Below are 19925 nucleotides of genomic sequence, written 5' to 3'. Positions count from 1 at the left end.
CCACTTTATTTGGCGCGAAACTGAGAAACCCACAGCACGGTAATTGCCAGAGCAAACACCACGCCAAAACCAATCCCTACCCCAATCACCGGCACACCCAACTTAACCACCAGCGAATACAGGCCAAGCATCAGCAACATCGCGGTATTCTCACCCAGATTCTGTACCGCAATGGCATTGCCTGCGCCGACCGAGCGCTTGCCACGCTCCTGCAACAACGCGTTCAGCGGCACCACAAAGAACCCACCTAGCACGCCGATCGCCAGTAACAACACATAGGCGTTCAACATGGTGGTCTGTACGGCAAAGAACGCCACCGCAACACCGATCAATATCCCGGCAGGCATACAGCGTTTAACGGTTTCCAGCGTAACGAAACGCGCTGCGGCGCCAGCACCGCCCACAATCCCGATGGCTACCATGGCGTTGAGCAGCGTTGGCGTCGCGTTGTCGGTGATACCCAAGGCTACCGGTACCCACAGCACCAGCAGGAAACGCAGCGTCACCCCGGCGCCCCAGAACAGGCTGGTACCGATCAGCGAGAAACGCGTCTGACCGTCACGCCACAGCACCACGCAGGCGTTGAAGAAATTGCGCCCCATGGCGCGCGGGTGCCAGGAGGTAACCTTATGCGCCGCAGGCAGGCGTGGGATATACAGGTTAGCCACTACTGCTGCGCCATAGACCACGGCACAAACCACCAGTGCAGCCACAATATGCCAGTCTGCCAGCAGCCCACCGGCGACTGAACCCACCAGGATCGCAGCAATGGTGGAGGCTTCCATTAATCCGTTGGCCTTCACCAGTTTTTCACCGCTGGTGATCTCCCCCAGAATGCCGTACTTGGCCGGTGAATACGCCGCCGCCCCTACACCGACCAGGCTGTAGCCCAGGAACGGATTCAAGCCAAAGCAGATCACCAGCGCACCGGCCAGCTTCAGGCCATTGGCCACCATCATCACCCGCCCTTTGGCAAAGCTGTCGGCCACCTGACCAACGAAGGGTGCAAGGATGATATAGGTCGCCACAAACGCCATTTGCAGTATCGGTTGGCTCCAGTCGGGATACATCTGCTGTTTGATCAGCGCCAAAGTGGCAAACAGCAACGCGTTGTCACCGAACGCCGACAGGAACTGGGCGCAGATCACCGCGATCATGCCGCGCGACAGTAAGGGTGAATCGGTAGCATTCATCAGACATTCTCCGGCTGTTCAGCCATTTTACGCAGGGTAACGAAGTCCGGTTTGCCACTGCCGAGCAACGGCAGCGCTTTCACCAGACGAATATCACGCGGCACTGCCAGCTCAGGGCTGCCCTGTTCACGCGCCACCCGCAGCAAGGCTTCACGGGTAATGCTGCTGTCGTTGGTGAACAGCACCAGAGCTTCACCTTTGCTGCTGTCACTCTTCACCGTTGCCGCATGCTGCCCTTCCGGAGCGATACGCCATGCCAGCTGCTCCACGCTTTCCAGCGAGATCATCTCCCCCGCCAGCTTGGCAAAGCGCTTCACGCGGCCACGAATGGTGCAGTAACCCTGTTCATCCAGCGTGACGATATCGCCGGTATCGTACCAGCCCGGCTGCAATACGCCGTTCTCATCCTCAGCGGCCGGAGCTTCCAGTTCGCCTGGGCGTTCAACGCGCAGATAGCCCTTCATGATGTTCGGGCCTTTCAGCTGCAAGCGGCCACCCTGATCGATGCCCGGCACCGTCATCAGGCGGGCTTCCATCTTCGGCATAATACGGCCCACGGTGCCAACTTTCGTCGCCATCGGCACGTTGATCGACACCACTGGCGCACACTCGGTCACCCCGTAGCCTTCCAGAATGCGGATGCCGTATTTGTCCTGATAAATCTGCTTGGTGCTGTCCGCCAGTTTCTCAGCACCGGCTACCACGTAGCGCAAGCGGGCGAAATCATACGGATGCGCAAAACGCGCGTAGTTATTGAGGAAGGTTGCCGTGCCAAACAGCACGGTGCAGTTACGGTCATACACCAGTTCCGGCACCACGCGGTAATGCAGCGGGCTAGGGTAGAGGAAAATCCGGCTGCCGGTCATCAGTGGCGTAATCAACCCCACCGTCAGGCCGAAAGAGTGGAACAGCGGCAGCGAGGACATAAAGCGATCGCGCGGGGTGAAATCGGCAATGGTGCGGATCTGTTCCACGTTGGCCAACAGGCTGGCATGGGAATGCACCACGCCTTTCGGATTGCCTTCAGAACCTGAGGTGAACAGGATCAGCGCCGCATCATCCGGCTGCTGTGGCACCATCGCCCGCTGCGGCTGGAACAGATGACGCAGGATCCACCATTTATCGGCCAGGGTAACGGTATCTTTCAAATCTTCCAGATACACCCAGTTTGCTTCCGGCACCTGCTCAGGCAGATGGGTCAGCTTGCCTTTTTCCAGGAACTGGCGTGAGGTGACGATGGTTTTGATCGTCGCCGCAGTCAGCGCGCTTTTCAGCCCGTTGGCCCCAGCGGTGTAGTTGAGCATCGCCGGTACCCGGCCTTGCAGTGACGCACCAAAAATTGCCGCAGCGGTAATGGTGGCGTTCGGCAGCAGCATACCGACGTGTTCACCCTGCTCGGTAAAACGCTGCAAAATACGGCTGACGCCGAGCGCCTTTTTGATAAGCCCCTGATAGCTGTCTTCTTTGAAGGCAACATCTTCGATACAGGGTTTGGTGCGGCCATAGCGCTGCTGCGCCGCCAGCAACGCGCTAAACAACGTTTGTGGCTCACGGGTGTCCATCCGCGCCTGCATCATAATCTGCTGTAGATGGTCACCGGCCATGACTCGACGTTCACGGGCGCGAGGCGCGTTAGGCATCGGAATGTGGGTGGGCGGCAAAATATGGATGTTGACCTGCGGGAACCAACGGAGTTTGAAAATCCCCTTCATGCGGCCAAACAGGCTGAACTCTGGGCCATCAATGCGCACCGGCACCACCGTGGCCCCCGATTTAGCGGCAATAAACGCCGCGCCGTCATAAACCTTCATCAGTGAACCGGTCACGGTGATGCGCCCTTCCGGGAATACCACGATCGGTCTACCCTGCTCAACCATGCGCACCAGGTGCTTAATCGCCATCGGTTTGGTGGGATCCAACGGCACAAAATCGATATACGGCTTCAGCCAGCGCATAAACCAACGTTCAGAGATGCTGGAATAGACGGCAAACACCGGTTTGATCGGCAGGAATAACGCCAGCAACGCGCCATCCATAAAGGAAACGTGGTTGGGGGTAATCAGCAGTTTCTGCTGTGCTAAATACCGGGCGTCGCCTTCAACACGTACCCGGAACAACCAACGAAATACCGCGCGTAACATAGAAAAAATCATCCCACTCTCCCTGGGGGTTGATGGCCTTAACTCATTGTGGGGAAAGGATACTATATAGCGGGCAAAAAAAAACCTACGCATCCGCGTAGGTTGGTGCAATTGAAAATGGCTTCAACATACAGAGTATGTTGATTTCTCACCAATCAATACCTCTGGGACTACTACTCTAGAGGGGAGTCGATTAAGAAACTATCCTTGAATCGCAAGAGTTCTGCTCTAAATGCAACCAGCTGTAAATTTCCTACACGGCTCAGTAATAACTCGCTGAAATAGTTACCATCCTGTCGGCACAGCAAGAATAAAATCAGCATATCTGCAATGGCCGCCACAAGTTACGCATGCCAACGCTTGCAGCCCCCGAGTTTTTCCGCAAGACTGAGGAATGTAAGCGATTACCCAGGAAGTATTAACAGATATGGCCACGATTAAGGATGTTGCCAGGCTGGCGGGTGTTTCCGTCGCCACGGTATCTCGCGTAATAAATCACTCCCCGAAAGCCGGCGAAGGTTCACGCATTGCGGTGCTGGCCGCAATGGAAGAGCTGCAATATCACCCCAACGCTAATGCTCGTGCGCTGGCCCAGCAATCGACAGAAACCCTTGGCCTGATTGTTTCCGACGTTTCCGATCCGTTTTTTGGTGCCATGGTCAAAGCGGTAGAGCAGGTGGCCTATGCCACGCATAATTTCCTGCTGATTGGCAACGGTTACCACGACGCGGAAAAAGAGCGCCAGGCGATTGAGCAACTGGTACGCCATCGCTGTGACGCGCTGGTGGTACATGCCAAGAAGTTGACCGACGATGAGCTAGCCGCCTGGATGCGGCAAATTCCGGGCATGGTGCTGATCAATCGTACCTTGCCGGAGTTTGAAACGCGCTGCGTGGCGCTCGACGATCGCTACGGTGCCTGGCTGGCCACGCGCCACCTGATCCAGCAGGGTCATCAGCGTATCGCCATTATCTGTTCCACCCACCAGATTTCCGATGCCGCTGACCGCTTGCAGGGCTATCTGGATGCGCTGGAAGAACACGGCATCCCGGTGGATGAGAAACTGATTACCTACGGTGAACCGGATGAAATCGGCGGGGAGCTGGCGATGACCGAGCTGCTGGGGCGCGGCAAGAACTTCACCGCCATCACCTGCTATAACGATCCGATGGCCGCCGGAGCGCTTTCAGTGCTGAGTGATAACAGCGTTGAGGTTCCGGGCCAGATGTCGCTGATTGGTTTTGATGACGTGCTGATTTCACGCTACCTGCGGCCACGCCTGACGACCATCCGTTATCCGGTGGTGGCGATGGCTACCCAGGCCGCCGAACTGGCGTTAGCCTTGGCTAACCACCAGCCGCTGCCAGAAATCACCAATATGTTCAGCCCAACGCTGGTACGCCGCCATTCGGTGGCCAGTATCAATAACGTGTTCGACGTGAGTTAGAGCCTATCCTAATAGGCTCTGAGGTTGATGACAAAGTCGCCTTCTAGTCCGAGATACCCGGGTCTAGCGCACCGAGGGGCACTCCGACGGCTTACACCGTTACGACCCCTTCGGCACGCTCCCCCTAATAACCGACTTTGCCAGCAGTCTGATAGACTATCCGAATAGGCTCTTAGCCCAGCAGGCGATGGTATAAATGTACCGGGCGATCCGGGTAATCCAACGCATCGCCAATGTACTGCCAACCGTGGCGCTCGTAATAACCGCTAAACTCGGCATACAGATACAGTTCGCTGAACCCGGCCTGCTGGCTGTAATCCTGCACAAACTGCTGCAATTGCAGCCCCAAACCGTTGCCGCGCTGGCTTTCATCAACGTAAAGCGCCGCCAGCCACGGCGTGAGATCCTGGCGGCTGATCAGATCACAGCGCCATAACCCCACGGTTCCCACAGGTTTATCATCCAGTAGCGCGATGAAGGTGATCGGCAGCCCATCATGGCGCAGGCTGCTTTCCACCACGCTGGCGAAAAATGCCCGGCTGTTATCGCTGCCAAATGCCTGCCACTGCCAGTCGATAACCTGTTGCTGATGTTGCGGATAATCCGCCAGATGAACAATACGAATCACTCTGGTTTCCCCTGAAAGCCTTTTTACTCATGCTAGGGCGCAAACCACCGGTAATGCAAGACGCAACCGAAGATAACCCTATGCTAGACTGAGCATTATTTACCGCAGCGGACGTTGAAAGAGGTTAGCCACTGATGATCACCATGTTGGATGTCTCCATTCGCGCGGGGGTTTCTAAAGCCACGGTTTCACGCGTGTTAAACGGCACCGGGCAGGTGAAAAAAAGCACGCGCGATGCGGTGTTCAAGGCCATGGATGAACTGGGTTATCGGCCGAATTTTCTTGCGCAATCGCTGGCGAATAAAAGCTCCAACAGCATCGGCCTGGTGGTGTCCAATTTTGATGGGCCCTATTTTGGCCGCCTGCTGCGCCAAGCCGCCAAACTGATCGAAGCCAGCGGCAAACACCTGATCGTTACCGACGGCCACGATACGCCGGAAGATGAACTGCAAGCGGTGCAGTTGCTGGCGGATCGCCGTTGCGATGCCATTATCCTGTATACCCGTTTTATGAGCGAAGATGCGCTGATGGCGCTGCTGGAAAGCCTGCCGGTTCCGGTGATGATCATTAACCGCGATCTGCCACAAGCCCGTGAGCGCTGCGTGTTCTTCGAACAGCAACTGGCGGCCTTCAAGGTGGTGGATTATCTGATCTGCCAAGGGCACCGCGAAATCGCCTGCATCACCGGCCCGATCGATACGCCAACCGCACAAGCGCGGCTGGCCGGTTATCGCCAGGCATTGGAACATCATCAGATTGGTTTTGTTGATGCGCTCGTCACCTACGGCGACAGCAGCGTGCCGGGGGGATACCACAGTTGCAACAGGTTGCTGCAAACCGGTGCGCCGTTCAGCGCCCTGTTTGCCAGCAACGATGATATGGCGATTGGCGCAATGAAAGCGCTTAACCTGGCGGGTAAACGCCTGCCGCAGGACGTTTCGTTGTTTGGTTTTGACGACGAACCGAGCGCTGCTTACCTACAACCGGCATTATCCACGGTGTATCTGCCGATCGATGCGATGATCGAAGCCGCCATCACGCAGGCTTTCCGCCTGATCAACGGTGAAAGCGTGCAGCCGTTAACCCCGTTTACCGGCGAACTGAAACTACGGGAATCCGTAGTTCCAGGGCCGTATGCAGGCTGATTAGCGTTAAATCAGTTCCAGACCGATCAGCTCTTCAATCGTCTGGCGGCGGCGGATCAGGCGCGGTTCGCCGTTTTCGAACAACACTTCCGGCAATAACGGGCGGCTATTGTAGTTAGACGACATCGATGAACCGTAAGCCCCGGTGTCATGGAATACCAGATAATCACCTACGTTGACCGGCGGCAATGCGCGGGTTTCAATACCGCCGCCCGCCTGTTGGGTAAACACATCACCGGATTCACACAGCGGCCCGGCAATCACGGTATCGCGCAGTGGTTGGTTCGCCATATCTCGGCCATCCGCCGGTAACAGAGAGATATGGTGATAGCTGCCATACATCGCCGGGCGCATCAGATCGTTAAAACCAGCATCCACCAGCACAAAATGGCGGCTGCCCATGTCTTTCACCGCGCGAACTTCTGCCACCAGTACGCCCGCTTCGGCCATCAGGAAACGCCCTGGTTCAATTTCCAGTTTTACCGGATGGCCCAAATGCGCGGCCACACGTTCGCGGGCGCGGTTCCACAAGCCGTAATAGTGTTCGGTATCAATCGCCTCTTCCCCATATTGATAAGGGATAGAAAGCCCACCACCGGCAGAGATCGCACTGATATCCTGGCCCAGATCAATCACCTGCTGCACCATGGCGTCACATACGCTCTCTAAATGCTGATAATCAACACCGGAACCAATATGCATATGCACACCAACCAGTTTCAGGCCGTATTGCTGAATTTTCGCTACTGCCTGCGGCAGATCGGCATACCAGATACCGTGCTTGCTGTTTTCACCACCGGTATTGGTTTTCTGGCTGTGACCATGACCAAAACCGGGGTTGACGCGCAACCACACCGGATGACCGGCCGAAACCTGACCAAGCTGCTCCAGCATATCGATAGAACCGGCGTTCACCGGGATTTTCAGCTCACTGACGCGGGCCAGCGTGGCGTGATCGAAAACGTCGGCGGTAAAGACAATCTCTTCCCCGCCCGGCACAAAACCGGCCTGCAAAGCACGTTCGATCTCCCCCAAGGATACCGAATCCACTCTCACGCCCTGCTCGCGCATCAGGCGCAGAATATGAATATTCGAACAGGCTTTCTGCGCAAAGCGGATCACATCGAAGTGGCGTAGCTGGTTGATCCGTTGGCAAATGATATCAGCATCATAGGCCCAAACCGGGCAGCCGAAGCGTTGCGGCAATGCCAGCAGGTTGGTGGCGTTCAGTGCAGTAGAGGAGTCGTTCAAAGCGCGTGGCATCTGTGTGTTCTCAAGATGAAATTTTCCATCATCATGCCGAACCGATGTCGATTTGAAAAATATCTATTTCGCCATAGTCTATTCACTTATGATATGGCTTTCTTTGCCTGTGGAGCACCGAGATGCCTGCCATTACCCTGCGCCAGATTGAGATCTTTCATGCTGTGATGACCACCGGTAACCTGACCGAGGCCGCAGCTTTGCTGCAAACCTCGCAGCCCACCGTCAGCCGCGAGCTGGCGCGCTTCGAGAAGCTGATCCAACTGCAATTGTTCGATCGCGTGCGCGGCCGCTTGTACCCGACGGTGCAGGGCCTGCGGTTGTTCGAAGAAGTACAGCGCTCTTACTATGGCCTGGATCGCATCAAGAATGCCGCTACCGGTATCCGCCAGTTTCAGCAGGCACAGCTTTCCATCGCCTGCCTACCGGTGTTTTCCCAATCGCTGCTGCCCGCCGTCTGCAAACCGTTTATCGATCGTTACCCAGAAGTGAGCTTTAGCGTGATCCCACAGGAATCACCGCTGCTGGAAGAGTGGCTGTCAGCACAGCGTCACGATCTGGGGCTGACGGAAAACACCCTCACTCCCGCCGGTACCGAACGTGTGACTCTGATGACCATGAATGAAGTCTGCGTATTGCCCGCCGGGCACCGGTTGCTGGCGAAAGCAGTGCTGACGCCGCAGGACTTTAGCGGAGAGAACTTTATCAGCCTGTCTAGCACCGACAGCTATCGGCAGTTGCTGGACTCTCTGTTTCATGAGCAGGGGATCGATCGCCGCATGGTGCTGGAAACCCATAGCGCCGCTTCGGTATGTGCGATGGTAAAAGCAGGGGTTGGTGTGTCGGTCGTCAACCCGCTGACCGCCCTGGATTACGCCAATCACGGCGTGCATGTGCGGCCATTCAGCGTGGAAGTGCCGTTCACCGTCAGCCTGATCCGGCCGCTGCATCGCCCCTCTTCCGCTCTGGTGACGGCGTTTATGCAGCATTTGCAGCAGCAGGCGGAAAAGCTCCCTGCTCGTTTAGCTTCGGTGATTAAGCGCTAATCGTCAGCGCAACGTGGCACGCCAGCCCGAATCGGTGGCAAACCACTCCACTAAAAAATCCAGCATGGTGCGCAGCGTTGCTGGCATTTGGCGGCGCGAGGTGTAAATCCCGTAGATCCCCATCGCTTGCGGCATGTAGTCAGGCAGTAATTCGATCAGATCACCCTTTGCCAGCAACGGAGCTGCCGAATAGTAAGGCTGCAACGAAATGCCCGCCCCTTGCACCGTGCCCGCCAGCAGTACCACCGATTCGTTGGCACTCAGATTGCCACTGACCGCCACCGCCGATTTCACGCCCTGGCAGTCAAAATGCCACAGGCTTTTACCGAAATAGGAATACGTCAGGCAGTTATGCGTCGCCAGATCCTGCGGATGGCGCGGCGTGCCGTAAGCGGCAAGATAGGCCGGTGAAGCACAGACCACCGAAGCACAGGTGGAAAGCGGCCGGGCGATCAGATTCGGGTCCAGCTCATTGGTGATACGCAGCGCCAGATCGATGCGCTCCTCCACCAGATTGACCGCCCGATTGTTCATTTGCAGATCCACCGCCACCTGCGGATGGCGTTTCAGATACTGTGCCACCGCCCCCACCAGCGCCGTTTGCCCAAGCGATTGCGAACAGGTAATGCGCAGCAGACCGCGCAAATCGTCACTCTGCTGGTTATCCGCCAGATCGATCTCCACAGCCAACGCCAGCATCTGGCGGCAGCGCTCAAGCGTGCGTTCGCCGGCATCGGTCAGGCTCAGTTTACGCGTGGTGCGGTGCAGCAAACGCGCCCCGGCCCATTGCTCCATCTGCGCCAGATAGCGTGTCACCATGGCGCGCGACATCTCAAGCCGGTCTGCCGCCGCGATCATACTGCCACGCTCGACAATGGTGACAAAAACCTCAGCGGCGGTAATGCGATCCATAATTCGCTCGATCTACGCAATGAATAATTGCTTATTATCCGGTTTTTCTCTCGCTTTATGCAACATACCATCTTGGCAACCCTAACAAATACCTAAAGGACACCTGCCAAATGTTTAAGAAATCATTACTGACCCTGACGTTAACCAGCATCGCCGCCTTCAGCACTTATGCCACCGCCGCCAACACGCTGACCCTGGAAGTGTATAACCCAGGCGAAAACAGCGTATTCCCGGTGTCTTCTGAAATCATCAGCGGTAAACACGAAGTGGCACTGATTGACGCCCAATTCCAGCGTAATGATGCTGAAGCGTTGGTGAAAAAAATCAAAGCCACCGGCAAGAAACTGACCACCGTGTATATCAGTCATTCGGATCCCGATTTCTACTTTGGGTTGGATGTGATCAAGGCAGCATTCCCACAGGCAAAAATCATCGCTTCACCGGGGACCATCGCCGCGATCAACGCCAGCAAAGACGGTAAAATGGCTTACTGGGGCCCAATCCTGAAGGAGAATGCGCCGAAAACGATCATTGTTCCGCAACCGTTACAGGGCGATAGCTTTACCATCGACGGCCAGAAAGTGGAGGTGAAAGGCCTCACTGGCCCGACGCCGGATCGTACCTACGTGTGGATCCCAGCGTTGCAGGCGGTGGTCGGCGGTGTGGCGGTTGCCGGTAACAACATTCACCCGTGGCTGGCGGACAACCAGAGCGTAGAATCCCGTGCTCATTGGCAGCAAACGCTGGAAAGCATCAAAGCACTGAAACCACGGGTGGTCGTACCGGGGCATTTCCTGCCGGGTGCCGCGCAATCGCTGGAGTCGGTGACCTTTACCCAAAACTACCTGACGACGCTGGAAGCCGAATTGCCGAAGACCAAAAACTCTAGCGAACTGATCGCCGCCATGAAAAAGCATTATCCAGATCTGAAAGATGGCTCCAGCCTGGATCTAAGTGCCAAAGTGCTGAAAGGTGACATGAAGTGGCCACAGTAAGCCCGACAACCGAGGTATAACCATGAGTACAGCAACGCTGCATTATATTTTCGATCCGCTATGTGGCTGGTGCTATGGCGCAGCACCGCTGGTGAAAGCCGCCCAGAGCATCCCAGGGCTTAGCATCGTCCTGCACGCCGGTGGCATGATGACCGGCAGCAACCGCCGCCGGATCAGCGACGAATGGCGCAACTACGTGATGCCGCACGACAAACGGATTGCCGAGTTGACCGGGCAGACATTCGGTGAAAAATACTTCAACGGGCTACTGCGTGATACCACGGCGGTGATGGACTCCACACCACCGATTACCGCCATTCTGGCTGCCGAACAGATCGCCGGGCGGGGTATTGATATGCTGCACCGCATTCAGGCAGCCCATTACCAAGAAGGGCAACGCATTGCCGATACGCCGGTTTTAACCGCGTTAGCCAAAGAGCTGGGCCTGCCATCTGCCGCCTTTATTGCCGAGATGCGCTTCAAAAGCGGGGCACCGACCGCACAACACATTGCGCAAAGCCGTGCGCTGCTGGCTCAGGTACAAGGTCAAGGCTTCCCGACGTTTGCCTCACAGCGTAGCGATGGGCATCTGCGCCAGATCCCGGTTGGCCATTATCTGGCGGATGTAGCTGGCTGGAAAGAATTGCTGACTAACACCGCCCACTGAGTGCCTGCTTGCCCTTTCTGCTAAGAGAGGGCAATCCTCTGTGGGTTATTCCACTCGCACAAACCGCCCTTCGGCACGCACGTTAAAACCAAACCCGCAGTCACCCTCCGTGTGCAGATCCACCGCATCAGCGGTGAAATCCAGCGTGACATCGCAGTTCAGCGATGCCTCACGCTGACGGAAAACCCCTTTCCCCTGCGTAATGGTTAATTCACCGGCCAAGTCCCCCCTATTCGGGCCATAATAGATCCCCATCAGCGGCATGTAATAACCGGAAAAATCGATCTGCCAACGCTGGCCCTGGGGTTTCACCTTCAGTTCACTCCATACCCCGCGCCCGGCATATTGCCAGTAAACCCCCGCAGGCCCGGCAACAACGGGCTTCTGAGCTAAACGTTGCTGTAACAATTTCATATTGTGCTGCGATTTGCTGTCATAAGGGACTAGCGCCAGATAAGCGCGCGCTTTCAGCAATTCACCCGCATGAATCAACGACAGTGCCACATTGTTATAGGCCGTGGCGATCGCCTGATCGCTAAGCCCGCAAAACTCACTCCAGGCCGCCTGATCGCGAAAGATATCCCCCGCTTTCGTATAGTTACCCTGCTGATAGGCCGTATTTCCCAACGCGGCATAGCTCGCGATCTTCTGGCAGTCAGCGTCCATATCGGGCTCATCGATATGTGCCAACGCCTGAAAACTGGCGGCAGTGCCATAGGCCAGCAACAGGGAGATCAACGCCTTCATGACTAGTCCTTCATTACCATAAACGGCCGCCAGTATAACCGCCGAGGGCATGCTCTTCACCCCTCAGGCCGCATTCGCCCTATTTCAAATAGTTAGCCGTGTCAAAACTGCTTACATGTCACAGTTTGTTTGTTACCCTTCCTGCGCCCATGCTGATAAGAAACAATACATTCTGGAACATCATGAACAATACGACTTCGCAGAAACATGCCGTCTGGCAATTGATTAAGCCCTTTTGGGTTTCGGAAGAGAAATGGCGTGCCTGGGCGATGTTGATCGCCATCGTGGCTCTGTCCCTGGGATTGGTCTATATCAGCGTGCTGATTAACCAGTGGAATCAGGTGTTCTACGACGCACTGCAAAATAAAAACTATCCGGTGTTCAAGGAACAACTGTGGCGCTTTACCTATCTGGCGTTGACCTTCATCGTGTTGGCGGTCTACAAGATCTACCTGACGCAGGGTTTACAGATGCGCTGGCGGCGCTGGATGACGGAAAAATTCATGGGGAAATGGCTGGCACATCGAGCCTATTACCATACCGAACAGCAGCAGATTATCGATAACCCAGACCAACGTATTTCTGACGATCTCAACGTTCTGACCCAATATACGCTGTCACTGTCACTCGGCCTGCTTTCCAGCCTGGTAACACTCGGTTCGTTCGTGAGCATTCTTTGGCACATCAGCGGGCCAATGACCTTTATGATCGCCCAGCACTCTATCACTCTGCCTGGCTATATGGTGTGGTTTGCCCTGCTGTATGCGGTATTGGGTTCACTGGTGATCTGGTGGGTCGGTAAACCGCTGGTCATGCTGGGCTTTAATCAGGAACGCTATGAAGCCAACTTCCGTTTCGGGCTGATCCGCATCCGTGAAAATAACGATGCCATTGCGCTGTATCACGGTGAACCGCGTGAAAAGCAGCAGTTGAGCAATCGCTTTGAGGCGATTCGCAGTAACTGGTGGTCAATCATGCGCATTACACGCCGCCTGAATATCGCCACTAACTTCTACAGCCAGTTTGCCATTATCTTCCCCCTGCTGGTGGCTGCCCCACGCTATTTCTCCGGCGCGATCCAGATGGGTGGGTTGATGCAGATCGCCTCCGCGTTCGGCCAGGTGCAAGGGGCGCTATCGTGGTTTATTGATGCGTTCTCCAATCTGGCCACCTGGAAAGCCTGTGTTAACCGTTTGGCAGGTTTTAACGCGGCGATAGACGAGGTGCATAACCAACCCCGCGGTATTCAACTGCAACCAGAAAGTGCACAGCCGCTGGTACTGCGCGCTCTTAGCATGGACCTGCCCGATGGGCAGCCGCTGCTGAGTGCCGCCACTATCGCGCTGAAGCGTGGTGAACGCGTGCTGATCGTTGGCCCTTCAGGCTGTGGTAAATCGACCTTGCTGCGCGCCATTGCCGGGATCTGGCCTTACGGTGCCGGTGAGATCGGTCTGGATAAATCGTTGAGCACCTTGTTCCTGCCACAGCGCAGTTATATTCCGATCGGTACGCTGCGCGAAGCCCTGAGCTACCCACATCAGGATAAAGACTATAGCGATGAACAACTGCTAAAAGTGCTGGAGAATTGCCGCCTGAAACACCTGCAACGCTGGCTGGATACTAGCGCCAACTGGAGCCATCGGTTATCGCCGGGCGAGCAGCAGCGTTTGGCATTTGCCCGTGCGATCCTCACGCGCCCAGATATTTTGTTCCTGGATGAAGCCACCAGTGCGCTGGATGATGAAACCGAGCAGTTGATGTATTGCCTGTTGGTGGACGAACTGCCGAACGTCACGCTAGTGAGCGTGGCGCACCGCAACAGCGTGGCGAAGTATCACCAGACCTGCTGGCGCTTCAGCCGTAACGAGAAAGGGCTGGCACATATGGTGCTGAGTCCGTTACCCACGGTGGGCTAAGACATCGTTTCCCCTATCTCAATGAGCGATCCGTCGTTCGTAAGTTGAGATAGGGGCATACAGGGCAGAGCAAATCAATCAGTTAAGCAAACCAACGCCGACGTAAGTCACCAAGCCAACAACCACTAAAATGAGAATAACGGCAACGGTATAAAGGGCAATACGGCGGGGACTATAATTGGGCATGGTAATTCCTCTTAATTTTATATAAATCAACAATGAGTTTATACCCAAAGTCCTTGGAGTGGCAGCCAGGTAGACAAGGCATTTCCTCACCGTCTTGCCACAACCAGGGTTTATGCCGTTCAGTTCACTTCGTTGTCGGGCTGGAGGGGGCGTTCGCGGGGCAGACAGTTATTTGGAACTTACGCTGCCCCAATCCCCGGACTTGCGGAGATGACACAGCATAGCGATTATTGGGCTTGTTTAATGATGAGTTGGCTCAAGCCAGCGGGCGTCTACAGATTATCGGCTAAAACAGGCGGTTCCCCCTCATAAAACTCTGGTTGCCAAAGGTCTTCAATAAAAGTGCGCTGCAAATCGTTCAATTGCCAAGCGGGTGGAAATACTGCTTTGAGTTGTACCTGAGCATCCCCGCGAAGAGTAAGTGATTTATTATCCATAGGTTCGCTCCTGACTACCCTGTATCCAATACGTTATTGCCATCATTTCAGCCCAAATGTGCCTTGTTTCGCACAGACCAAGCCGTTCTCTGCTCATTCATAGTGATAACAGCAATAACCAACATATAAGTTAAGTCAATCGTAAAATTCTTTGTTATCGATTCAAAAAATCAGTTATCTAGTTTATTCCTATGAAAAAATCCTAACAAATTAATTATTCGAACCATTCTTAAAACATTATGCGCAGAGCACCTGGCGATAACGTGATGAAATAAGTGCATTAACTGAGATCATTAATATATGAAACCTTATGCCAGAGATAGGATAGTCTGGGAGTCACTCACGAAGAGATAATGAATACCCATCGCAAGTGATTAAAATATCACCATACAAGCTTCAGCGATCGCGTGCCTGGTGAATCATCAACCAATCTGAGCCACGGAATTCATACTGACTTGCTGGCGCCCTTCCCTCGTCAGTTCGATCAGATGCCCATTGCGCATTTGCAGCAGGCGGTCGGTCTGTTCAAAATAATGGTCGTCATGACCGATCGCAAAAACGGTTTTACCCATATCGCGCAAATGAGGAAGTCACTCACGGTAGAATGTACGCCGGAATTGGGGATCCGGATCCGCAGCCCATTCATCCAGCAGCAGCGCCAGACGCTTACGCTGCCTTGTGAAAGCTATGGGTTCATCACCCGATCACCATCAAATTCCAGTTTACTTTTCATCTTCAGTCGGTAGAGCCAGGTTTCCACCCGTTCGGCATAAGGTGCGCCTCCCTGCGGCCCCATCAATTGCACATTAATAAAGGCGATAATGCGTCATTACTGCCAGAAATGGCCAACGATACGGCTGAAAGACCCCCGTAACAACTCCATGAGAAACGCTATATTGACACCGTGCAATGGCTGGCATTGTAATCAGCGACAGCATGATATCAATAATAATTATCATTTTGCTTACACGCCATCAAAGCATAAGAAGCGAGTGGTTCAAATCTGACAGCGCAAAGAACAGGCTTTTAGAGCGAAACATCGTCGAAAATAAGCAGCGGTTGCGGCTACGTTTACACAAAGTCACCACGGCTGAAACTGAATCAGAAGCAGGTAAAAAATGGATTATAGAAAATTACATTGCCTGTCATAAGTAATCGTCATCTTGAAATAAATACTTCGATTAAAATTAAATATTTCAATCATCGTGATAAATGTACACATTACGTAGCACTAAGAAAAAGCTCACCCCCCTTAAAAAAGAATGCATTCATCCCCTATGATGTGATATCACCCATAAATAAATGATTGTTTTATGAACAGATACGCTATTTTTTTTCACATTAACAATGCGTAATGCCTCTTCAACCCTACTCCTCAGCAAATTTTAACGGAAAGTTCTTAGATGCAGCTATTGTTATTTTAATTGCTGAAAACGGGTATTCGATGTTTAAATAACCACGCCACAGTAATATTTGCTTTTTGTAACGCAGGAAAAAGAAAATGAAAAAACGCAAATATCTCAGTCACATTGAAATTGAGAGAATGATCTCTGCCATACCGGATGGATCCAATGGTTGGCGAGATCGCTGCATGCTGTTGATGTGCTTTATTCATGGGTTACGCGTCAGCGAACTCAGAGGGTTACGCTTGGAGGATATTGACCTAACCACTAACCGTTTACACGTTTCTCGTTTAAAAAATGGTTTTTCTGTTCAACATCCGATTCAAATTCGCGAGCGTTTGGCGCTGAACAAATGGCTGGCACAACGCCCACGCTATCTGGAGTCCGACAGCCAGTGGTTATTCCTGTCACGCCATGGCGGGCAAATTTCACGGCAGCAACTTTATCGTTTAATAAAAGCGTATGGCGAATTAGCCGGTATCAGCGTACAGGTGCATCCCCACATGTTACGTCATTCCTGTGGTTATGCACTCGCTGATAAAGGTGTTGATACACGGCTAATTCAAGATTATTTAGGGCATAAAAATATTCAAAACACTGTTATTTATACTGCAAGTAACGTTGAGCGCTTCAGGACAATAAATATTTAACCCAAACATTCGAGCTATTCTTAATTACCCCAGCGCTCAACGTCTTAAAAACCACCTACTATCTTACAGGAGTAACAGTATCGGCAGGAGCCACTACGTCTAATATCTTTACATTATATACCATTGTAGAACCCGGCGGGATGTCAGGTGGTAGGCCTTTATCGCCGTAAGCCAAGGCTGGCGGTACTACCATCGTCATGCTGCCGTGATTCTGCAACTGCGACAGCGCGGTTCTGAACATAGGCGGATAGCTGCTCAATGGCTGCCGGATCGACGTACCCGCCGCCTCCATGTCCTTAATCACTTTGCCATTCGTCAGGCTTTCTTTCACCACCACAGACACAATGCTGGTATCGTCAATCTTGCCTTTACCCGCATTGTCAATACGGAAGAAATAGCCAGAGGCGTCTTTCTTCACCTGCTTTTGCTTTTTGAACTGCGCGATATAGCGCGAGCCCGCCGCTTCGGTTTCCCGCGTACGCTGTTTTTCATTGGCACTCAGCGCAGCCTCAGTGGCCTGTAGCGCTTTATCTATCTGCTCCTGCGGCAGTTTTACCTTGCCAGCAAACGCGTCCTGCACGCCTGCCAACGCCAGGCGATTATCGATCTTGATCCCCTGTGCCGTTCTCTCTTTCAGCAATGCCAGCATGTCATCGGCCAACGAGCTGCCGATCGCATAATCGCGAATTTCGCTCTCGGTTTTCGGCTCCACAACGGCGTCGCTCTGAGCTTTCTGCAGTTCAGTCAGTTGCTGTTCCAATGCGCTGCTTTCCCGCATTTTCTCGCTCGCGCTGTCCCGCAATGCAATAAGCTGGCTCTGCAAATCTTCACTCTGCTTGCGGCTCTCATCTAAAGCTGCCTGCAATGTCTGATTGCTTTTGGTTTTTTCACCTTCTGACGCCGCCAATGTCTCTAGCTGTTTTTTCAGAGCCGCCATTTGCTGCGCGCCGTCAGCGGCTTTACTCGTCAACATCGCTAACTGCTGCTGTGCCGCCTCACTCTGTTTCTTACTCTGCGTCAATTGCGCTTTCAGAGCATCCTGCTCGCTGCTCTTACCCGTTTGTGCCACGGTCATCGCATCCAGTTGCTTTTGCAGTGCTGACGCCTTCTGTTCTTTTTCACTGGCTTTTGCCGTTAATACGGCCAACGTTTTTTGTACCTCTTCATTTTGCTTACGACTTTCGTTCAGCTGTGTCTGAAGCGCCTGGTTCTCTTTGTTTTTATCATTCTGCGATAGTGCCAATGCATCCAACTGTTTCTGCAATAACGAACTTTGCTGCTGACTTTTATCCAAAGCTTGCTGCAGACGGCTGGTATCCTGCTTATTCTCAGACTTCGCCGTCGTGGCTGCCGCTAAATCCTGCTGCATTTGCTCTGTTGTCCGCAGGTTCTCTTGGAGATTTTGTTTCAACTGGGCAATTTCAGCACGCGCATCCGCATCCTGTTGAGCGGATTGACGCAACTGCTTCAACTCTTGATCCTGCTGGCTCACAGTCGCATTTAACTGATTGATTTTGGCTTGCAGCGTTTTTAATTCTGCTACTGGGGCTGACTGGGATTCACTTGGCCGTTTGCTCTGTGCACTCTTGGCAGGTTTAGTGCTGCTTCTCTTTTCACGAGGGGGAGGAGTAATTGCTTCTAGTTGAGATGGGGTCAGCAACAGCAGCGCCGGAGCGTCGTCCACTTTACTGGTGATCGCATTCAATGACTCGAGCGTTGTGCTCATATCATCTTGCAGCCTATCTGTTGCCCCAAAAGCACAGCTCAAAGGCAGTGTCAGCGTAAAAAAAAAGCCATACTTTAGACTCTGTTTCACTTCAGGCTCTCCCCTTTACGAATCAGTGCATTCAACACATCGCGCTCAATTTCAGCACACACCTGATTGGTTTTATATTTATACAAGGCGTCCAACGTATCTTTGGTCAACGTGTTGATATCACCACGCACGGCACTATAAACCGAAGCATTTCTTACCAGATTATCGAAATAGGCTTTTCTGGCGGCATAGGCTCTTGGGTTTACCACTTTCAGGGAAGCAAGCTCACTCTGGCATAACCCCAGACGATTTTGTTTCACCTCTGACTTTTCAATCACCGGTTGAGGCGGCGGTTCGACTGCGGCGGGAGAAGAGACGATCGGTTGCACCTTGGATGGAGGGGGACTGCTTTTGCTTGCGCAACCGCCCAATAACAAACCGCTACTGACGATAAATCCAACCAACAGCCGCCTGCTGCATCCGTTGGTTTTCTGAAGTTGTTCCAAATTCTATTCCTTCCTTGCTGGATAATGACCTGCCATCACCACCCTGGAATGGAGCACCTCCACCGGTGGTAACCATGTCGGTAATGTTTTTATTTCTCTGCTATTGCCGCGAATACGGCTCGAGAGACTGTCAACCGAGTGTTCTGAGTCGTCATCCAGGGTCAACTCCAGATACAAATATTCCAGCATCTCTTTCATTGCTACCAGATCGGCGCAGTGAGTGATACCCAGCTTGTGCATGGCTTTACCCTTGATCGCCATTACCGTTTTTTCGCTGCGAAGCAACAATTTTGCGGTGCGCTTTACCGAGTCACCCTCCAGCAAGTGCTGTAATACTCTCAGTTCCATCAGACGCAATGTTACCTCATCTGAAACTTTGCTCAAGTTATCCGACAATACATTTTTTATTCTGACACTGCAGTAAAAGGTTTCACGCCCTATTTGCGCAAAAGCCTGCTCAATTTCCATCAAAGAATCATGCTGACTTAAGATCCCGCTCACATTCAGTTCAGATAAGCACCGCAGGAAGTAGGGAATATAAACATCCACTATCACGACAACTTGCATGTTTGGTCTGGTCTGACGTAATGCCCGGATAAACTGCAACTGCTCTAGCCAATCTGCCTGCTGTCGGCTAAAGGCCATAACCAGCAGCTCAATATTGGAGGTGACCAACCGTAATCGGGCTTCAGTCAAGGAGTGCATCCGCCAACACTGCCAGATGTCATGTTGTTCTTTCAAGTGGTGTTCAATACCGCTCGCCGTCACGTGGCAAGGGATTAGCAGTGCGACACGTGAGATCGGTGGACTGCGTAGAGTCATGAGAATTCCCTTCCATGAGAAAGAAGGCTAATCGCCCGCCAGCATTTATAGTGACGACGCCTATC

The 19925-nt window shown here is 53.3% G+C and carries 17 protein-coding genes and 1 pseudogene; 7 read left to right on the top strand and 11 right to left on the bottom strand.

Features of this window, described 5'->3' with window-relative positions; all coding sequences use genetic code 11:
• Positions 1 to 5: 5 nt before the first annotated feature.
• Positions 6 to 1193: a lysophospholipid transporter LplT gene (lplT, locus tag ACX1CU_RS04965; protein WP_459401507.1), complete on the bottom strand. Its 1188-nt coding sequence runs from the start codon at positions 1191 to 1193 to the stop codon at positions 6 to 8.
• Positions 1193 to 3346: a bifunctional acyl-ACP--phospholipid O-acyltransferase/long-chain-fatty-acid--ACP ligase gene (aas, locus tag ACX1CU_RS04960; protein WP_459401506.1), complete on the bottom strand. Its 2154-nt coding sequence runs from the start codon at positions 3344 to 3346 to the stop codon at positions 1193 to 1195. The genes lplT and aas overlap by 1 nt, the downstream gene beginning before the upstream one ends.
• 415 nt (positions 3347 to 3761) lie before the next feature.
• On the opposite strand from aas, the gene galR reads away from it, so the two are divergent.
• Complete coding sequence (gene galR, locus ACX1CU_RS04955; RefSeq protein WP_459401505.1) at positions 3762 to 4781, top strand: HTH-type transcriptional regulator GalR; 1020 nt, start codon at positions 3762 to 3764, stop codon at positions 4779 to 4781.
• Positions 4782 to 4953: 172 nt separating this feature from the next.
• Here the strand turns inward: galR and ACX1CU_RS04950 are convergent, their stop codons facing one another.
• Entirely contained in the window at positions 4954 to 5409 is a 456-nt protein-coding gene (locus ACX1CU_RS04950; protein WP_459401504.1) for a GNAT family N-acetyltransferase, read from the bottom strand.
• 134 nt (positions 5410 to 5543) lie between these two features.
• On the opposite strand from ACX1CU_RS04950, the gene ACX1CU_RS04945 reads away from it, so the two are divergent.
• Positions 5544 to 6554 (top strand): LacI family DNA-binding transcriptional regulator, encoded by a 1011-nt coding sequence (locus ACX1CU_RS04945; protein ID WP_459401503.1) that lies wholly within the window; start codon positions 5544 to 5546, stop codon positions 6552 to 6554.
• A 6-nt stretch (positions 6555 to 6560) separates the two neighbouring features.
• On the opposite strand, the gene lysA is transcribed toward ACX1CU_RS04945, so the two are convergent.
• Entirely contained in the window at positions 6561 to 7817 is a 1257-nt protein-coding gene (gene lysA / locus ACX1CU_RS04940; protein WP_459401502.1) for a diaminopimelate decarboxylase, read from the bottom strand.
• Between the two features lie 122 nt (positions 7818 to 7939).
• Here lysA and ACX1CU_RS04935 point away from each other — a divergent pair, with 122 nt between their 5' ends.
• On the top strand, positions 7940 to 8863 hold the full coding sequence (locus tag ACX1CU_RS04935; RefSeq protein ID WP_459401501.1) for a LysR family transcriptional regulator: 924 nt from the start codon (positions 7940 to 7942) through the stop codon (positions 8861 to 8863).
• 3 nt (positions 8864 to 8866) lie between these two features.
• On the opposite strand, the gene ACX1CU_RS04930 is transcribed toward ACX1CU_RS04935, so the two are convergent.
• Entirely contained in the window at positions 8867 to 9775 is a 909-nt protein-coding gene (locus ACX1CU_RS04930; RefSeq protein ID WP_459401500.1) for a LysR family transcriptional regulator, read from the bottom strand.
• 110 nt (positions 9776 to 9885) lie between these two features.
• Between ACX1CU_RS04930 and ACX1CU_RS04925 the strand changes: the two genes are divergently transcribed.
• Positions 9886 to 10770 (top strand): MBL fold metallo-hydrolase, encoded by an 885-nt coding sequence (locus ACX1CU_RS04925; protein ID WP_459401499.1) that lies wholly within the window; start codon positions 9886 to 9888, stop codon positions 10768 to 10770.
• 22 nt (positions 10771 to 10792) lie between these two features.
• Positions 10793 to 11437, top strand: a complete 645-nt coding sequence (locus ACX1CU_RS04920) for a DsbA family protein (protein WP_459401498.1) — start codon at positions 10793 to 10795, stop codon at positions 11435 to 11437.
• A gap of 45 nt (positions 11438 to 11482) precedes the next feature.
• Here the strand turns inward: ACX1CU_RS04920 and ACX1CU_RS04915 are convergent, their stop codons facing one another.
• A complete protein-coding gene (locus ACX1CU_RS04915) occupies positions 11483 to 12184 on the bottom strand; it encodes a tetratricopeptide repeat protein (RefSeq protein WP_459401497.1) in 702 nt (233 codons plus the stop codon).
• 182 nt (positions 12185 to 12366) lie between these two features.
• Between ACX1CU_RS04915 and ACX1CU_RS04910 the strand changes: the two genes are divergently transcribed.
• Complete coding sequence (locus tag ACX1CU_RS04910) at positions 12367 to 14100, top strand: ABC transporter ATP-binding protein/permease (RefSeq protein WP_459401496.1); 1734 nt, start codon at positions 12367 to 12369, stop codon at positions 14098 to 14100.
• Positions 14101 to 14558: 458 nt separating this feature from the next.
• Here the strand turns inward: ACX1CU_RS04910 and ACX1CU_RS04905 are convergent, their stop codons facing one another.
• Positions 14559 to 14723 (bottom strand): hypothetical protein, encoded by a 165-nt coding sequence (locus ACX1CU_RS04905; protein ID WP_459401495.1) that lies wholly within the window; start codon positions 14721 to 14723, stop codon positions 14559 to 14561.
• Positions 14724 to 15145: 422 nt separating this feature from the next.
• Positions 15146 to 15522: pseudogene (locus tag ACX1CU_RS04900) on the bottom strand (multidrug ABC transporter permease/ATP-binding protein); the annotation flags it as partial.
• A gap of 702 nt (positions 15523 to 16224) precedes the next feature.
• Here ACX1CU_RS04900 and ACX1CU_RS04895 point away from each other — a divergent pair.
• Positions 16225 to 16776, top strand: a complete 552-nt coding sequence (locus tag ACX1CU_RS04895; RefSeq protein WP_459401494.1) for a tyrosine-type DNA invertase — start codon at positions 16225 to 16227, stop codon at positions 16774 to 16776.
• Between the two features lie 58 nt (positions 16777 to 16834).
• Here ACX1CU_RS04895 and ACX1CU_RS04890 read toward each other — a convergent pair whose 3' ends face one another.
• From ACX1CU_RS04890 to ACX1CU_RS04880, 3 genes are all read right to left on the bottom strand, one after another.
• On the bottom strand, positions 16835 to 18502 hold the full coding sequence (locus ACX1CU_RS04890) for an FKBP-type peptidyl-prolyl cis-trans isomerase N-terminal domain-containing protein (protein WP_459401493.1): 1668 nt from the start codon (positions 18500 to 18502) through the stop codon (positions 16835 to 16837).
• 86 nt (positions 18503 to 18588) lie between these two features.
• A complete protein-coding gene (locus ACX1CU_RS04885; RefSeq protein WP_459401492.1) occupies positions 18589 to 19038 on the bottom strand; it encodes a hypothetical protein in 450 nt (149 codons plus the stop codon).
• 3 nt (positions 19039 to 19041) lie between these two features.
• Positions 19042 to 19860, bottom strand: a complete 819-nt coding sequence (locus tag ACX1CU_RS04880) for a LuxR C-terminal-related transcriptional regulator (protein WP_459401491.1) — start codon at positions 19858 to 19860, stop codon at positions 19042 to 19044.
• Positions 19861 to 19925: the final 65 nt, after the last annotated feature.

The sequence above is a fragment of the Serratia sp. D1N4 genome (assembly GCF_054552755.1).
The sequence above is the reverse complement of the archived record's forward strand: the minus strand, read 5'-3'. Positions and strand labels throughout refer to the sequence as shown.

What these genes read in the sequence shown, in the direction of transcription:
- lplT (WP_459401507.1), bottom strand. Translation starts at nt 1,193, where the DNA reads ATGAATGCTACCGATTCACCCTTACTGTCGCGCGGCATGATCGCGGTG.
- aas (WP_459401506.1), bottom strand. Translation starts at nt 3,346, where the DNA reads ATGATTTTTTCTATGTTACGCGCGGTATTTCGTTGGTTGTTCCGGGTA.
- galR (WP_459401505.1), top strand. Translation starts at nt 3,762, where the DNA reads ATGGCCACGATTAAGGATGTTGCCAGGCTGGCGGGTGTTTCCGTCGCC.
- ACX1CU_RS04945 (WP_459401503.1), top strand. Translation starts at nt 5,544, where the DNA reads ATGATCACCATGTTGGATGTCTCCATTCGCGCGGGGGTTTCTAAAGCC.
- lysA (WP_459401502.1), bottom strand. Translation starts at nt 7,817, where the DNA reads ATGCCACGCGCTTTGAACGACTCCTCTACTGCACTGAACGCCACCAAC.
- ACX1CU_RS04935 (WP_459401501.1), top strand. Translation starts at nt 7,940, where the DNA reads ATGCCTGCCATTACCCTGCGCCAGATTGAGATCTTTCATGCTGTGATG.
- ACX1CU_RS04930 (WP_459401500.1), bottom strand. Translation starts at nt 9,775, where the DNA reads ATGGATCGCATTACCGCCGCTGAGGTTTTTGTCACCATTGTCGAGCGT.
- ACX1CU_RS04925 (WP_459401499.1), top strand. Translation starts at nt 9,886, where the DNA reads ATGTTTAAGAAATCATTACTGACCCTGACGTTAACCAGCATCGCCGCC.
- ACX1CU_RS04920 (WP_459401498.1), top strand. Translation starts at nt 10,793, where the DNA reads ATGAGTACAGCAACGCTGCATTATATTTTCGATCCGCTATGTGGCTGG.
- ACX1CU_RS04915 (WP_459401497.1), bottom strand. Translation starts at nt 12,184, where the DNA reads ATGAAGGCGTTGATCTCCCTGTTGCTGGCCTATGGCACTGCCGCCAGT.
- ACX1CU_RS04910 (WP_459401496.1), top strand. Translation starts at nt 12,367, where the DNA reads ATGAACAATACGACTTCGCAGAAACATGCCGTCTGGCAATTGATTAAG.
- ACX1CU_RS04905 (WP_459401495.1), bottom strand. Translation starts at nt 14,723, where the DNA reads ATGGATAATAAATCACTTACTCTTCGCGGGGATGCTCAGGTACAACTC.
- ACX1CU_RS04895 (WP_459401494.1), top strand. Translation starts at nt 16,225, where the DNA reads ATGAAAAAACGCAAATATCTCAGTCACATTGAAATTGAGAGAATGATC.
- ACX1CU_RS04890 (WP_459401493.1), bottom strand. Translation starts at nt 18,502, where the DNA reads ATGAGCACAACGCTCGAGTCATTGAATGCGATCACCAGTAAAGTGGAC.
- ACX1CU_RS04880 (WP_459401491.1), bottom strand. Translation starts at nt 19,860, where the DNA reads ATGACTCTACGCAGTCCACCGATCTCACGTGTCGCACTGCTAATCCCT.